Source organism: Selenomonas sp. oral taxon 137 str. F0430 (genome assembly GCF_000183625.1).
In the GTDB taxonomy this organism is placed as follows: Bacteria; Bacillota; Negativicutes; order Selenomonadales; family Selenomonadaceae; genus Centipeda; species Centipeda artemidis.
Window position 1 is genome coordinate 103,494 of the sequence record NZ_AENV01000009.1, and the last position, 14,257, is coordinate 117,750.

Genomic DNA, 14,257 nt, shown 5'->3' on the forward strand with positions numbered 1-14,257 from the left:
TCTGCTATCCGGCTCACAACCGCATCTTAAAGTCCTCATATCCGAACGAGCGCACAGTCTCCCATGCGCCCGACGGATCGACGGCGACGATGTGCGGGAGCGGCATCCCGTTGAACGTGTTGTTCTTCACCATCGTGTAAATCGCCATATCGCCGAACACCACGAGGTCGCCCGGCGCGAGCGGCGCGTCAAACGAATACGTCCCGATCGTGTCGCCCGCGAGACAGGTCGGCCCCGCGAGCGTATAGGTATGCGCCTTCTCCCTCGCCTCGCCCGCGCCGACGACGGGCGGGCGGTAGGGCATCTCGATCACATCGGGCATATGACAGGCGGCGGACGTATTGAGGATCACGTTGCCGTCCGCGCGCACATCGAGCACGGACGCCGCGAGATACCCCGCATTCAGCGCGACTGCCTCGCCCGGCTCGAGGTAAACGGCGACGTCGTAGGTCTCCTGCACATGACGAATCAACTCTTCCAGCAGTGCGACGTCGTAGTCCGCGCGCGTGATGTGATGTCCGCCGCCAAAATTCAGCCATTTCAGCCCGTGCAGATATTTCCCGAACTTCTCCTCCACCGCCGCGAGCGTCACGGCGAGTGCGTCCGCCCCCTGCTCGCAGAGTGTGTGAAAGTGCAGACCGTCGATCCCCTCGGGCAGGGTCTCCGGAAATTCCGCGATCTTCACTCCGAGGCGCGAGCCGGGCGCGCACGGGTCGTAGATTGCCTGCTCCTGCGTCGAGCGCTCCGGGTTGATGCGGATGCCGCAGGATCCCCCCTGCGCGCGTGCCGCCGCGCCGAATCGTTCCCACTGGGAAAAGGAGTTGAATACGATGTGATCGCAGATCGCCGCGAGCGCAGTGATCTCCTCCGCTTCATAGGCGGGCTTAAAGACGTGATTTTCCTTGCCCATCTCCTCCTGCGAGAGACGCGCCTCATAGATGCCGCTCGCCGTCGTCCCCGCCAGATACCGCCCGATGAGCGGATAGTAGTAGTACATCGAGAAGCATTTTTGCGCGAGCAGCACCTTTGCCCCCGTGCGCTCCGCAAGCCCCTTGAGGATTTCGAGATTGTGCGTCAACAGCTCTTCATAGACGAGATAGGAGGGCGTCGGCACCGCCGCCCACTCGGGACGCCAATCGGCGCATCGCGCCGCCATCAGTCCACGAGGACAGGATTGCGGTTCTCCTGCCACGGCAGACCCCAACGGTTCAGCGCGTCCATGAACGGATCGGGATCGAACTCCTCGACGTTGTAGACGCCCGGCTTTTTCCACTTGCCCGTCATGACCATCATCGCGCCGATCATCGCGGGCACGCCCGTCGTGTAGGCAACTGCCTGCGAGCCAACCTCCTTGTAGCATTCCTCGTGGTCGCAGACGTTATAGAGGTAGTAATTTTTCTCTTTTCCGTCCTTCTTCCCGCGGAAGATACAGCCGATGTTCGTCTTGCCCTTTGTCCGCGGGCCGAGACTCGCGGGATCGGGGAGCACCGCCTTGAGGAATTGGAGCGGAATGATCTTGTGTCCCTCGAAGTCGATCGGCTCGATCGACGTCATGCCGACGTTCTCAAGACAGCGCAGATGCGTCAGATAGCTCTCGCCGAACGTCATAAAGAAGCGGATGCGGCGAATGCCCTTGATATTTTTCCCGAGGGATTCGAGTTCCTCATGATGGAGCAGATACATGTCCTTCTTCCCGACCTCGGCGAAGTCGTAGACGCGCTTGATCTCCATCGGCTTCGTCTCGACCCATTTTCCGTTCTCCCAGTAGCTGCCGTTCGCGGAGACCTCGCGGATGTTGATCTCGGGGTTAAAATTCGTCGCAAATGGATAACCGTGGTCGCCGCCGTTGCAGTCGAGGATATCGATGTAGTTGATCTCGTCAAACTCGTGCTTCAGTGCGTACGCGCTGAATACGCCCGTTACGCCCGGGTCAAAGCCCGACCCGAGCAATGCGGTCAGCCCCGCGTCGCGGAATCGGTCGCGGTACGCCCACTGCCAGCTGTATTCGAACTTCGCCGTGTCCTCCGGCTCATAGTTCGCCGTGTCCACATAATGTACGCCCGCCGCAAGGCACGCATCCATAATGTGCAGATCTTGATAAGGAAGCGCGAGATTGAGAACGACCTCCGGCTGAAACTCACAAATGAGCGTGGTGAGTGCCGCAACGTCGTCCGCATCGATCGCCGCCGTTTGGATTTTCGTCCTGCCGCTGTCCAGTTTCGCCTTCAGCGCATCACATTTCGACTTCGTACGCGACGCGATCAGGATCTCCTCGAACACCTCCGGGTTTTGGCAGCATTTATGCACGGCGACGCTCGCCACGCCGCCCGCGCCGATGATCATTGCTTTTCCCATGAAACCGCCTCCTTTGTATATCCCCTATCATACAACAGCAAACGGGGCACTGCAAGTGCAATGCCCCGATTTTGAAAATGCTGCTTGTTTTAGAGTCTAAACTTCTTCGTTTCCTCGGCAAGCTCCTCGGCGAGATTCGACAGGCGACGCGTCGATGCCGCGATCTCTTCCATCGAAGCCGACTGTTCTTCTGTCGCCGCGGAGACGTTCTGCGCGTTGTCTGCATTCGCCGTGCTGACCTTCTGGATCTCTTCGACCTGCGTGCGCACCGTCTGCGTCTCACCCTCCATCTGCTGGATGCCCGCCGTGATGCTCTGCACTCCGTCGCCTAGCTTTTGAATGGCGTCATAGATGGATTGGAACACCCCGTCCGCCGTCTGCACGGACTCGAGCCCGCGCGCGACGTCCGCGCTGCCGCTCTTTCCTGCCTCCATTGCGCGATCCATATCGCCCTGGATGGACTGCATTGTCTGAGAGATCTTCTTCGAGAACTCGCCTGACTCCTCGGCGAGCTTGCGAACTTCCTCGGCAACGACCGCGAAGCCGCGTCCATGCTCGCCCGCACGTGCCGCTTCAATGGCGGCGTTCAGCGCAAGCAGGTTTGTCTGCTCCGCGATGCCCGCGATCACGTCGACACTGCGGCTGATCTCCTCGGAGCTCTTGCCGAGCGCCGTGATTGCGCCCTCAATGGTCTCCGATCCCGTCTTGATCTGATGCATGTAGTTGACGACTTCATCGATGGAGCGGCGTCCTTCGTTGACGCGCTCGACCGTATCGCTCGTCACCTGAGCCACTGACTCTGCACGCTTGGACATCTCCGCCGCATGATTCGAGATCGCCGCCGCGGCCTCTGATACGGAGCGAGATGCCTCCGACTGACGCTCGACGCCTTCCGCAATCTCCGTGATAGACACAGCAACGTGGTTCGACGCCTCTGCCGACTGCTGGGATGCATCCGTCAGCGCCCCGGCTGATTCGGAGAGATCACCCGCATTCGCCTGAATCCCCTTGATGAGCTTGTTGAGCGTGCGGCTCATTTGGATGAACCCGTCAGAGAGCTGCCCCATCTCGTCTTGGGACGTAATGGTCTTCGGTATCTCACGCAGATCGCCGCTGTTCAGAATCTCGCAGACGCGGACAATGCGCTTGATGCCTTCCGCAAAATTATGAGAGATGAAGAAGATGATCGCCGAAATGGCAAGAAGCATCACGATGGTCAGCCCCGCAAGGATCAGAAGAAGATGATGTGCGCTTGCGAGGATCTCGTTGTCCGACGCCTCGGACATGATGACCCAGCGACGCCCCTCGAGATGTACCGGAACGAGAATGCCCGTCATCTCCTCACCGGATTCACGCTCATAGTGTGCCGTCGCGGGCGCATCCTTATCGAGGGCTTCCTTGAACGCCGTCACAAGGCTCGGCGAAATCTTCACACTCGATACTTCCTTGCTGAAGTCAAGCTTGCCGACCTGCTGCTGCTCGTTCGGATGGATGATGACGAGTCCCGACTCATCCGCAACAACAAGCTGTCCCGTCTTGTACGTCGCCATCGATGCAAGCTTCTCGTCGAAGTTCGAAAGTCCGACCGTTCCCGCAATGATGCCCTTGAGCACACCGTTGTCCTTCACCGGAACCGCAATGACCACAACGACCTTCCCCGTAATCGACGAGATGACAGGCTCTGAAATAACGGTCTTCTGCGTCTGTACCGCCCTCTTAAAATACTCGCGATCCGCACGGTTGAGAACGTTATTGTCCACATCGAACCCGGTGCCGTCGAGATTGATGTAGCCTATGTTCGAGAATACATCCGTATCCCTCTTGAGCTCCTGCATCTTCGCGAGCTTTGTGGCGTCATCCCCATGGATCATGGAGTCATCACGCGCCATTGCCTCCAGCTGCACCTCGTTCATGCCGAAAACACGCTGCACCTCGAGCGCCGCCTGCTTGCCGATGCCTTTGCCGATCGTTGCGGCATTCTCGTCAAGCATGCCGCTCGACATCTTATAGCTCACGCCAAAGAATACGAGAAAACCGATCAATACGACCGGCAGGACGAAGGCGAGAAACTTCGTCCGAATAGACTTAAATTGCATTTTCCCTCTCTCCTCAAAAATTATCATAACACGTCCATTTATATACGACTGTTAAGATGCATCGTATCACATTTTATCAGCATTAACAAGATGCATCGTAATTAAATCATGAATATATAATGGTAATAAACATTCAAATTCTTCTTTGAACATAGAAAAAAGGCGGTATACACCGCCTCCTCTGTATCGCTGTATAAATTACAGTTTGAACACCTTTGTTTCCCCGGCAAGCTGATCCGCGAGATTCGAGAGTGTCCGTGTCTCTGCCGAGATCTCTTCCATCGATGCCGACTGTTCCTGCGCCGCGCCCGAAACAGACTGCACACCGCTCGCGTTTGACATGCTGACCTCCTGCACGGAGACAATCTGCTCGCGTACCGTCTGCGTCTCGCTGTCCATTTGACGAATGCCGTCGGTAATGCCCTTCACGCCCGCATCAAGCTGCTGAATCGCAGCCGAAATCGACTGGAATACTTCATCCGCGGTCTGCACCGAGGTCAGACCGTTGCTGACGTATTCACCGCCGCGCCTGCCCGCCTCAATGGCGCGCTCCATATCGGACTGCACGGACTGCATCGTCTGCGAGATCTTCTTGGAGAACTCGCCCGATTCTTCGGCGAGCTTGCGGACTTCCTCGGCGACGACTGCAAATCCGCGCCCGTGCTCACCCGCACGCGCCGCTTCGATGGCGGCGTTGAGCGCGAGCAGGTTTGTCTGCTCCGCGATGCTCGCGATAACGTCAACGCTGTGGCTGATCTCCTCAGAGCTCTTTCCAAGCGCCGTAATTGCGGCGTCGACCGTCTCCGATCCGGTCTTGATCTGCTGCATGTAGCTCACGACTTTGTCAATCGAGTGACGCCCTTCGCGGACGCGCTCGATGGTATTGTTCGTGACCGCGGCGACTTCCTCCGCACGCTCCGACATCGTCGCCGTATGCTCCGAGATCGCCGTCGCCGCGTTCGTCACCGAGACTGCCGACTCATGCTGCTTCTCCGCACCTGCAGCAATCTCCGTGATGGTGTCCGCCACCTGCGTCGATGCATCCGCCGACTGCTGCGACGCATGCGATACTGCTTCCGCCGACTTAGAGAGCTCAAGGGCATGGGACTGGACATTGTTGATGAGATCATGCAGCGTCCTGCGCATCTTGATGAAGCCGTCGGAGAGCTGCCCCAGCTCATCCTCCGAGGTGATTGTCTTCGGTCTGTCGCGCAGATCCCCGTCATTCAGGAGATCACATGCGTGAACCACCTTTTTAATATTGACGGCAAAGCTGTTCGTCATCATGAAGACAATGCCCGACACGAGAAGAAGCATCACGAGCGTCAGCCCTGCGAGAATGCCGAGGAGACTGTTTGCTTCCTCACGAACCTCACGCGTCGCCACCTCGCCGATCACGACCCAGCGGCGGCCGTCAAGCTGCACCGGTACGAGCATTGCCGTCAGATCCTCGCCGTTCCCATCCACATAGTGAACAACGGTCGAATCGTTCTTGTCGAGGACATCCTTAAGGAAACACTGATAAATTCTTATGTTGCGCAACTCTGCCTTGAAAGATTACAATAGAGAAAAACAATAAACGATGAGGGAGAGACAAAAATGGTGCAGCAAACATTTACAGACATGGAATACGCAAACCGTAACAGAACAACAAAGCGTGAAGCCTTCCTGGATGCCATGGAATCCATCATCCCTTGGAAAGAATGGATGGAACTCATTGCGCCGTTCTACGTCCAGAAAGAGCGTGGCAGGAAGTTAATCCCGCTCGAAACGATGCTGCGCATGTATCTCATGCAGAACTGGTTCGGTCTCTCGGACGAGGGAATCGAGGATGCAATCTATGACAGCTATGCCATGAAGCGCTTCCTGAAGATCGACTTCTCCATCGAACGGACACCGGATGCTACGACACTCCTGCACTTTCGACACCTGCTGGAAAAGCATGACATCACCCGCAAGATGTTCGACGACGTGAAAGAGCGGCTGGACGCCGCAGGACTCATCATGCACGGCGGTACAATCGTTGACGCCACCATCATCCATGCACCAAGCTCGACCAAGAACACCACGAAGACCCGCGACCCTGAAATGCACTCCGTCAGGAAAGGGAATCAATGGTTCTTCGGCATGAAGATTCATTCCGGTACGGATGCGGCAACAGGCTACGTTCATACAATCACAGGGACAGCAGCCAACGTGCATGACATCGTGCAGGCGCACGCATTGATCCGAGCGGATGACCACAGCGTCTATGGGGACTCTGGGTATCTCGGCGTGGAAAAGCGCGCAGAAATCCTTGAAGATCCTCATCTATCGAGCGTGGATTACCGTATTGCGAAAAGACCTTCAAAGAACCGCACAACAAAGGCGTATGCAGGAGTCAACTGGGACAAGAAGATCGAACACGAGAAAACTTCCATCCGCTGCAAGGTGGAGCATCCGTTCCTCATTGTGAAGCGGCTGTTCCAAGCGGGCAGGACAAGGTATCGTGGCATCAAGAAGAACCTGCTCCGTTACTATCTGCTCTTTGCATCGGCGAACCTCGTCATGTGTTTGAGGGCAGGAAGGCAGAGGGCGTTCTGCATGACAATGGGATAAGTGCGCCCTTTTTCCAAAATTTCCCGGTGAAATGGGCGATTCGGGGAAGAAAAAGGGGCAATGAGAGCAGTGTTGCACGCTCTTTTGTATTGCAATTTGTGAAATTTGTGTCTGCGGATCAGCTGGCTGTGATTATCCACTATTTATCAGTGATTCCTTAAATCCCGCGACAAGCGGCGCCCCATTCGGCTTGTTTGGAATATCTTTGCTGAGATCAAGTTTACCAACCTGCGACTCATCCGTCGGATCTATAATAACAATGCCGGATTCGTCCGCAATCATCATATGACCTGTACGGTGCACAAAAAGGTTCTTAAGATCATCGTTGAAATTCGAGAGCTTGACCGTTCCGGTCACCACTCCGATAACGGTGCCGTTCGCCTTCACGGGAACCGCAATGACCGTGGCAACTTTTCCTGTACTCCCCGATATGAGCGGCTCTGAGATCACGGTCTGCTGTGTTTGCATGACTTTTTTGAAATAATCCCGACCGGAACGCTCGATCTGTTCGCCTTCAACGCTGAACCCTTTCCCTGTCATATCAAGATAAGAGATCACAGAGAATACCTGCGCATTCTGCTTCACTTGCTTCATCTTGGCAATTTTTGCAGCATCATCCCCATGCAGAAACGCGTCGTCGGACGCTATTTCTTCCAAATGCGCTTTATTGCTTTCAAAAACCCGCCGTACATCCAATCCCGCCTGTTTTCCAATGCCGACGCCAATCGTCTCTGCATTCGCATCGAGCATGTCGCTTGCCGTCTTGTAACTGACACCAAAGAACACGAGAAACCCGATGAGCACGACAGGAAGAACAAATGCTAGAAACTTTGTCCTAATAGATTTGAATTGCAAGATACCATCCTCCTTGAACATAAAACAATAATCTATCTGCCCATCTTTTTTAATGCATCTTATCGTTATTTTATATTATTGTCAAGCCTAAAGTCCTATAAAAGCATTTATCAATTACTCTAAAATTCTTTTGTATCATCCCGAAAGTATGTTATAATTACTCATGTGTATACAATTATTTTAGGAAACAAACGAAAGGAATCTTTCCATGGCCGTTCATGTAATCAACGAGGCACGCCGCTGTCTCCAGTGTAAAAAACCGCTCTGCCGCATCAAGGGATGCCCGGTTCAAACCAACGTCCCGGAGATGATCCGTCTCTTCCTCGATGGGAAAATCAACGAAGCAGGCGCAATGCTTTACGACAATAATCCGATGAGCGTTTTCTGCTCACTCGTCTGCGACCACGACGCGCAGTGCGAGGGCAACTGCATTCAGGGACGACGCGGCGCGCCGATCCAGATCTCGAGCATCGAGCACTACATCTCCGACACCTACCTCGATAAGCTCGTTCTCACGCGCAAGTCCTACAATGGTCACAACGTCGCCGTCATCGGCGCGGGTCCCGCGGGCATCGTCGTCGCGGTGAAGCTCGCACAGGAGGGCTACGGCGTCACGATCTTTGAGCGGATGCAGCAGATCGGCGGAATGCTCCGCTACGGCATCCCCGATTTCCGTCTGCCGCCCTCCACAATCGATCGCTATGGAGAAAAGCTGCGAACACTCGGCATCCACATCCGTCCGAACACGACCATCGGCAGTGCGCTCCGCGTGGACGATCTCTTCCGCGACGGGTACGAGGCGATCTTCATGGGGACGGGCGCATGGCGCGCCAAGGCTCTTAAAATTCCCGGCGAGACGCTCGGCAACTGCCACTATGCGGTCAACTACCTCCAGAATCCGGACGTCTATCACCTCGGCGACCGTGTCGCGGTCATCGGCTCGGGCAACTCGGCAATGGACGTGGCGCGCACAGCGATCCGCAAGGGCAGCCGCTACGTCACCATCTACGCGCGGCGCAACGGCATCTCTGCGAGCGACCGTGAACTGGAATACGCGCTCATGGACGGCTGCGAAATTGAATATGCCAAGGGTATTCACTCCGTCACCCCGGAGGGTCCGATGATGTACGACCGTGTCTTTGACGAGGAGCAAAACCTCATCAGTGAGGGCGCGCCCTACCTTATCCCCGCCGACAGCACGGTCATTGCGGCGAGCCAGGGCGTCAAGGACAAAATTGTGCGTACAACGAAGGGTGTGACACTCAACGAGAAGGGGCTGGTTAAGATCGACGAGAACGGCATGACGGAGCGCGACGGCGTATTTGCCGCAGGCGACGTCGTCCTCGGGCCTTGGAACGTCGTGCAGGTCGTCAAGGACGCAAAGCACGTCGCCGACGCGATGATAAGATATCTCGAAGCACGCAGCGCTGCCGTATAATCATACATTTTAGCCGCACCACTCGGTATGGCAGTTCACAAAAACTAATTTCAATATAATTGTAGAACGTAACGAAGGGAGCATCTTCTATGGACATGAGCGATCAGGACATCACGAATCTCGTTCGCCAAATGGCGGCTCCGCCAAAAGAGCCGACCTATACGGATGCGGACGTTGAAGAACTCGTACGGATGCACGCAGGCGGAAGGCACAAGATGCGGAGCGAGGCGGAAATCCTCGCACGCTACAATCTCGGGCGCAAGCAGTACAAGCAGCTGAAGCTCAGCCGCGAGAACAACCGCGAACAGCAGCAGATGCTCTACGCGGAGCTGAAGGTGCTCGGATGGATCCTCGGCCGGAAAGAGCGCGACGTCGTCATGGAGATCAACGGATGAAACTAACGCCGCGTAAAGAAGATTTCATATCCTACAGTAAAACTGCAAATCTCATCACCGTCTCCACGGAGCTGACGATGGATCTGGATACGCCTGTTTCCGTCTACTATAAATTGGTCGGCGAGAAAAAGGGCTACATCATGGAGTCCGTCGATACGACGCAGCAGCAGTTCGGACGCTACTCCTTCATCGGCGGCGAGCCGTTCGTGCGCGTGCAGGTCTTTGCCGATAAGCTGATCGTCAACGAGAACGGTCTGATGAAGGTCGTCGAGGGCGCGCCGCACGAGACGATGAAGACGTATGCCGCACGGTTCACCCCCGCCGTTCCTGCAGGTGAAGAGCCTCTGCCGCTCGTGCACGGGGGGCTTGCGGGCTATTTCACCTATGAGACCGCCGCGACCTTTGACCGCGTGCGCGGTGTTGCGCTTGGCGGCGAGGATCTGCTCGGGCAGTTCATGATGTGCCGCTGGCTCGTCGTCTGCGATGCCCTGCGCGGGAGCGCGCATCTGCACTATCTCGCGGACATCAAGGAGGGCGACGATCCCGCAGAGCTCTACGACATGATCCGCACACGGATTGCGGAGATGCGCGTGCGCCTTGCTGCCCCCTTCTCCCCGCCCTCATCCCCCCTTTCGACGCGATCTGCGCCCGTGGATTTCATGGCGCGGCACGCGGCGCCGCCCGACCGCTTTCTCAAGGTCATCGAACAGGCAAAGGAGCACATCTACGCGGGCGATATTTTCCAAGTCGTCCCCTCCTACCGCTTTACGGAGAAGATCACGCGCCCTGCGTTCCTCTTCTACCGGCGGCTGCGGCAGGTCAACCCGTCGCCCTACATGTTTTACTACAACTTCGGCACGGTGAAGCTCGTCGGCGCGTCACCCGAGATGCTCATCAAGGTCGCGGGAAGCACGGTCTATACCTACCCCATTGCTGGGACGCGGAAACGCGGCGCGACGGACGAAGAGGACGCGGTGCTCGCCGCCGATCTCCGCGCAGATGAGAAGGAGTGTGCCGAACACGCGATGCTCGTCGATCTCGCGCGCAACGACCTCGGACGTGTCAGCATGCCGGGCACAGTACGCGTGCCGAAGCTCATGGCGGTTGAGCGGTTCTCACATGTCTCGCACATGGTGAGCAGTGTCGTCGGCGAGATCGCGCCCAACTACGCGCCGATGGACGTCCTGCGTGCGGCATTCCCCGCGGGCACGGTCAGCGGCGCGCCGAAACTGCGTGCGATGGAGATCATTCACGAGCTCGAGGAATCGCCGCGCGGGTTCTACGCCGGGACGGTCGGCTATATGGATTTCCGCGGCAATATGGACATGTGCATCACCCTGCGTACCATGTGCATCGAGAATGACGACACGGCGGTCATCCGCTCGGGCGCTGGCATCGTAAAGGACTCCGTGCCGGAGAAGGAATACCTCGAGATTTTGCAGAAGTCCAAGGCGCTCTTTCAGGTGGTAGAGGAGGTGGAGAACAATGCTGCTTTTGCTTGACAACTACGACTCCTTCACCTACAACGTCTATCAGCTGCTCAGAAATATCGGCGCCGACATTGAGGTCGTACGCAACGACATGATTTCGGTTGATGAAATTCGTGCACGCGGCTATGACGGCGTTATCATCTCCCCGGGACCCGGGCTGCCGCAGGACGCGGGCATCACAGAGGAGGTCATACGGGAGCTCGGCGGCACGCTCCCCATCCTCGGCGTCTGCCTCGGGCATCAGGCGATCGGCGAGGTATTCGGCGGTCGCGTTGTGCGTGCGCCGGAGATTGTACACGGGAAGTCCTCTCCCATCCGTCACTGCGGCACCGGGCTATACCGTAATATACCGCAGGAAACGACCGTTGCACGCTACCACTCTCTCATCATCGAGCGCGCATCACTGCCGGATGTACTTGAGATCACGAGTGAACTGGCGGACGGCACGATCATGGGTGTACGTCACAAGACGCTCTCCATCGAGGGCATCCAATTTCACCCCGAGTCGATCCTGACGCCCGACGGGCGAAAAATGATGGAAAATTATCTAAAGGAAATCCATGCGCTATGAATGAAAAAAGATACGATGATATCCTCCTGATCAGCGACCTCGACGGCACGATCATCCCGCGCTATGAGATCATCTCCGAGGAGAATCTGCGCGCCATCAACGAGTTCACCGCGCGCGGCGGCGCATTTGCCCCTGCGACAGGGCGGTCTCCCGGCTCCGCACTCCCCTACCTTGAGGGCATTACCGTGAATGCGCCCGCCATCTTCTTCAACGGCGCAATGCTGAAGGATTTGAAGGAAGACAAGGTGCTCGAGATGCGCATGCTCGACGGAGATATTTGGCGTGACTTCGCCGCGCGTGTGCTCTACCAGTTCCCGCGTGCCTGTGTCGAGGTCTACACCACTGAGGACTGCATCGTCATCAGCCCGGAGGAAAACGACGATCCGCGTCTGGAAGGCGAATTCTACAACGTAAAGCACTGCACACTGCGTGACGTGGAGGAGGAAACATGGCTCAAGTTCTTCATCAACGATGCCCCCGTCAATCTAACCTTTGTCGAACGGCTTGCAAAGGAACTCGGCATTGATAAGATCTCGACCTCGTTCTACTCCGAGGTGAACTATCTGGAATACGTCGCGCCGCATACGTCCAAAGGCGACATGGCGGAGGTTCTGCGCGCCATGCCCGCCTATGCCGGACGCTGCGTCGTCGCGTGCGGCGACTATGGGAACGACGCCGCCCTCCTGCGCATGGCAGACATCGGCATCGCGCCCGCCGATGCCTCCGATGAGGCAAAATCCGCTGCCGACCGTGTCGGCGTTCCGTGCAGCGAACACCTCATCGCATGGGTGCTGCGGGAGGTTCTCTAAGTTTACGTCGTGTACACCAACATGCAGAATATATCTCCCTTTTCGCAGTAAATCGCTTCAATATCATCCAGCTTTTGCAGCCACAACGTAAAGGACACGACATTCGATCGAAGAGCACATGCGGCTCAAGATCGGACACAAAAAAGAGTGCCGAACGGCACTCTTTTTTTGATCCCATCCCACAGAGGAATGGGAATATATACTTGTGGAGAGATTAGAAGGAGAAGTCGACCTGTGCGAACAGCTTCTTGCCCTTCAGGTCCTTATCGGCAATACTCTTGCCATGGAAGTAGTTGAGCTTACCCGTGACGTTCTTTGCAAAGCCGTAGCTCAGACCTGCTTCCCAGCCTTTATAGCCCTGCATTGCAGCATCATAGGTCGGGAGGAGCGAAGCATATTGACCGAGGTGACGATATCCGACGAACAGCCCCCAAGAACCGGGATCCGACTTCTTCGCGCCCTTGTAGCTCAGCTCAATGTTATAAGCCTGATCCTGCTTGCTGCTCAGATCCTTTGCTTCCGTATTCTTCGCATAAGCGCCAAAGAGCTTGACATCATTACTGAAGTTGTAGCCTGCACCGACCGACCAGATGCTTGCATTTTTCTTGCCGTACGCGTTAGTGAAATACTCGCTGTTCAGGTGATGATAGCCTGCGCCGAGGCTGAGCGCCCCCGCCATGCCGGTCAGCTCAATGCCCTGATAGTTCGCAGCAACATCATAATATGCCGGTTTCGGGGGATTTGCAGCGACATCAACGGCAAAGTCAGAGATACGTCCCGCAAAGAGCTTCGCCTTCACTGTGCTGCCGAACTGTACCTGTGCACCCGACATGTCATCATCCATGACAAGCCCCTGGTCAACATCGGAGAACACAGGGAACTTACCGAGCTGAACATTAAAGTTGTCATAGGTACCGTTCGCATATGCCCACTTGAGTGCGACATCGCTGCTCGTGTCCTTGTCGAGCTGGATATCCGCCTGCAGACGTGCCTTGACGCTCCAGTTCTTGTTGACCTCTGCCGTCGGATGGAGACGGAAGCGGAGGCGGTTCATATTTTTCTTCGTAGTCTTTGTTGCCGAGGTGTCTGTGCGCGTGCTGGAGTAAGTATAACGGAGCAAACCGTTCCACTTCACCATGTCCGCGTTGCGCTCGAGGTTGGAGACGCGGACGCCGAGGTTGTTGAGCTCGTCTGCGAACTCAGCGGCAAGACGGTCGACAAGCGCGCGATCCGATGCGGACATATCGCCCTTCGCCATTGCCTTTGCAACCATCTGCGCCATCTCGTAGCGCGTGATGTTGCGGTCGCCGCGGAACGTGCCGTCGCCGTAGCCCTCGACAACGCCGTCCGCTGCGAGCTGCGTCACGGCGTCGTATGCCCAGTGATCACGAGGCACGTCGGAGAAGGGATTCGCCGCTGCGAACGTGGTCGATGCCGCGCCGATCGTGAGCGCTGCCGCGAGCGCTGCTGCCAGAGTCTTCTTCATGGTAATTCCTCCTTGCGGGATGTTCCCGCCGTCAAAAATTATTTTGATCCTAATGCGGGAGGAGGACGGAGTATCCTTGTTCCCTCTCGTACGCACTCCTGCACTCAGATTCAACGCGTTTATTATAACATAACGTTTCATGTTTGCAAAGTAAAAAATATATT

Annotated in this window: 11 protein-coding genes and 1 pseudogene; 6 read left to right on the forward strand and 6 right to left on the reverse strand. The window is 56.4% G+C overall.

Annotation, left to right across the window (positions count from 1 at the left end; genetic code table 11):
• Positions 1-13: 13 nt before the first annotated feature.
• From nspC to HMPREF9162_RS07665, 4 genes and pseudogenes are all read right to left on the reverse strand, one after another.
• Positions 14-1,156, reverse strand: a complete 1,143-nt coding sequence (nspC, locus tag HMPREF9162_RS07650; RefSeq protein WP_009752852.1) for a carboxynorspermidine decarboxylase — start codon at positions 1,154-1,156, stop codon at positions 14-16.
• Entirely contained in the window at positions 1,156-2,355 is a 1,200-nt protein-coding gene (locus tag HMPREF9162_RS07655) for a saccharopine dehydrogenase family protein (RefSeq protein WP_009438954.1), read from the reverse strand. The genes nspC and HMPREF9162_RS07655 overlap by 1 nt, the downstream gene beginning before the upstream one ends.
• 89 nt (positions 2,356-2,444) lie before the next feature.
• Positions 2,445-4,451, reverse strand: coding sequence for a methyl-accepting chemotaxis protein (locus HMPREF9162_RS07660; protein ID WP_009752818.1), 2,007 nt, complete (start codon positions 4,449-4,451; stop codon positions 2,445-2,447).
• Between the two features lie 198 nt (positions 4,452-4,649).
• Positions 4,650-6,005 (reverse strand): annotated as a pseudogene (locus HMPREF9162_RS07665) (methyl-accepting chemotaxis protein); the annotation flags it as partial.
• A 48-nt stretch (positions 6,006-6,053) separates the two neighbouring features.
• Between HMPREF9162_RS07665 and HMPREF9162_RS07670 the strand changes: the two are divergent.
• Positions 6,054-7,049 carry an IS5 family transposase gene (locus HMPREF9162_RS07670; protein ID WP_175282240.1) on the forward strand — a complete coding sequence of 332 codons (996 nt, stop codon included), beginning with the start codon at positions 6,054-6,056 and terminating at the stop codon, positions 7,047-7,049.
• 132 nt (positions 7,050-7,181) lie between these two features.
• On the opposite strand, the gene HMPREF9162_RS07675 is transcribed toward HMPREF9162_RS07670, so the two are convergent.
• Entirely contained in the window at positions 7,182-7,904 is a 723-nt protein-coding gene (locus HMPREF9162_RS07675) for a cache domain-containing protein (protein WP_009752904.1), read from the reverse strand.
• Positions 7,905-8,112: 208 nt separating this feature from the next.
• On the opposite strand from HMPREF9162_RS07675, the gene HMPREF9162_RS07680 reads away from it, so the two are divergent.
• The 5 genes from HMPREF9162_RS07680 (at position 8,113) to HMPREF9162_RS07700 (ending at position 12,607) form a co-directional block, all read left to right on the forward strand.
• Entirely contained in the window at positions 8,113-9,342 is a 1,230-nt protein-coding gene (locus tag HMPREF9162_RS07680; protein WP_009349044.1) for an FAD-dependent oxidoreductase, read from the forward strand.
• Positions 9,343-9,431: 89 nt separating this feature from the next.
• On the forward strand, positions 9,432-9,737 hold the full coding sequence (locus HMPREF9162_RS07685) for a hypothetical protein (protein ID WP_009752896.1): 306 nt from the start codon (positions 9,432-9,434) through the stop codon (positions 9,735-9,737).
• Complete coding sequence (locus HMPREF9162_RS07690; RefSeq protein ID WP_009752836.1) at positions 9,734-11,239, forward strand: anthranilate synthase component I family protein; 1,506 nt, start codon at positions 9,734-9,736, stop codon at positions 11,237-11,239. The genes HMPREF9162_RS07685 and HMPREF9162_RS07690 overlap by 4 nt, the downstream gene beginning before the upstream one ends.
• Positions 11,223-11,798 (forward strand): aminodeoxychorismate/anthranilate synthase component II, encoded by a 576-nt coding sequence (locus HMPREF9162_RS07695; protein WP_009752788.1) that lies wholly within the window; start codon positions 11,223-11,225, stop codon positions 11,796-11,798. The genes HMPREF9162_RS07690 and HMPREF9162_RS07695 overlap by 17 nt, the downstream gene beginning before the upstream one ends.
• Entirely contained in the window at positions 11,795-12,607 is an 813-nt protein-coding gene (locus HMPREF9162_RS07700) for an HAD-IIB family hydrolase (protein ID WP_009752828.1), read from the forward strand. Before HMPREF9162_RS07695 ends, HMPREF9162_RS07700 begins: the two co-directional genes overlap by 4 nt.
• A 214-nt stretch (positions 12,608-12,821) precedes the next feature.
• Here the strand turns inward: HMPREF9162_RS07700 and HMPREF9162_RS07705 are convergent, their stop codons facing one another.
• The gene (locus tag HMPREF9162_RS07705) at positions 12,822-14,093 is read right to left on the reverse strand and encodes a porin (protein ID WP_009657945.1); all 1,272 of its coding nucleotides are present in this window, start codon (positions 14,091-14,093) and stop codon (positions 12,822-12,824) included.
• Positions 14,094-14,257 lie beyond the last annotated feature (164 nt).